The organism is Microcoleus sp. Pol12A5 (assembly GCF_036701435.1).
Lineage (GTDB): Bacteria > Cyanobacteriota > Cyanobacteriia > Cyanobacteriales > Microcoleaceae > Microcoleus.
In genome coordinates this window covers 1-1,718 of the sequence record NZ_JAUBQU010000274.1, presented here as the reverse complement: position 1 = coordinate 1,718, position 1,718 = coordinate 1, and the positions used below count along the sequence as shown (strand labels likewise).

Here is a 1,718-nt window from a genome sequence, read left to right as displayed (position 1 = left end):
TTTGAAACGGTGCAAGCTGAAGGGGGAGTAATTGTCGCGCCCGTCGAGTGGATGCAACAACTCAGAGACTTGTGCTCGCGCCACGACATTTTATTAATTTGCGACGACATTCAAGTGGGTTGCGGGCGGACAGGACCATTCTTCTCCTTTGAAAGAGCTAATATCGTTCCCGATATGGTAATCCTCTCCAAATCGATCGGCGGTTACGGATTTCCGATGTCGCTTTTGTTGATTAAACCTGAGTTCGATATTTGGGAACCGGGCGAACATACGGGTACATTTCGGGGAAATCAACTCGCTTTCGTAGGAGCTGCCGCTGCTCTAGAGTATCGAGAAAATATCCGCCTTGAACCCGAAGTACAAGTGAAAGAGTTTTTGTTAAAAAAATTCCTCGCCGAAGAAATCGCCCCCATCAGCGAAAAAATAGAGATCCGAGGAATTGGTTTAATTTGGGGCATTGATTTGGTAAATTTTGGCGGTGCCAGTTTTGCTAAAAAGGTCACTTCGCGGTGTTTCGAGTTGGGATTAATCGTCGAAAGAGTTGGGAGAAATGATACCGTGCTCAAAATCTTGCCCCCGCTAACTATAGAATGGCCGATTTTGAAAAAAGGCTGCCTGATTCTGCAACAAGCCTTGTCCGATTGCTTGAATTCCTAATTGCCATAACTTTTTCCAATTTTTTTAATAATGTGAGGAGACGATCGATGATAGCCGTAGTTAATCAAATCAGGCCGCTGACCCCCATTTCAGATAACTTGTTGTCTCAAAAAATTTATTGGTTAAACAAGCTATCCGGGGAACTGCCGGAGACAACTTTGATAGCCGATTATGCAAGACCTGTGCTAGATAGCGGCAAAGAGCGAGAGGTCGAATTTGAACTGTCGAGCGAACTGTCTGAAGCGATTTTTAAGTTGGCGAAAAAATCCGATTTATCAATTTATCTAATTCTCCTCGCTACCGCTAAAATACTGCTCCACAAATATACGAGCAATAGGGATGTTATTGTCGGCTCGCCGGTTTATAACCCAGAAAAAAGCGATCGCTTAATTAATCGAGTGGTTCCGCTGCGCTCCACTGTAACTCCTCAGTTGACTTTTAAAGAGTTTCTGCTGCAAGTCAAAGATACTGCGATCGCGGCCTACAGCCACCAAAATTATCCGTTTGCTGAATTAGTGCGGTTGTTAAAACTTTCCGAAACTCAGAGCCGCTGTCCAATTTTTGACGTAGCCGTCTTATGGGAAAACATTCACTCTGCAATCGATCTTGCGGAACTCGGCAATGATTTAACAATTGCTTTGAAAGTCGAGGGCAATCGGATTGTCGGCAAAATTGAGTACAGCGACTTGCTTTTCAAAGAGGAAACCATCAGAAGACTGACGGCACACTATGTCAATCTGTTGGAAAACGTCACCAACAACATTCACCTTAAAATTGCGGAGCTTAGTTTTTTAAGCAAATCAGAAATCCGCCAGCTATTAGAAACTTTTAACGACAATGCTAGAGAGTATCCTGTCGAGCGAACGATTCACGATTTATTTGAAAGCCAGGTCGAAAAAACGCCCGATCGAATAGCTGTGGTTTTTGAAGAAACTCAGTTAACTTATCGCGAACTGAACGCAAAAGCGAATCAACTCGCCAGATTTTTGCAGAGTTTAGGAGTCAAAAATCGACAACTGGTGGGAATTCTGCAAAAACGGAGTCCGAATTTTCTCATCGCT

The 1,718-nt window shown here is 43.7% G+C and carries 2 protein-coding genes; both read left to right on the top strand.

Translation table 11 applies throughout. The features are described from left to right. On the top strand, nt 1–657 hold a 657-nt coding region (locus QUA45_RS28680), incomplete at its 5' end, for an aminotransferase class III-fold pyridoxal phosphate-dependent enzyme (protein WP_333223321.1). Nucleotides 658–704: 47 nt separating this feature from the next. Beyond that, on the top strand, nt 705–1,718 hold a 1,014-nt coding region (locus QUA45_RS28675; RefSeq protein ID WP_333223319.1), incomplete at its 3' end, for a condensation domain-containing protein.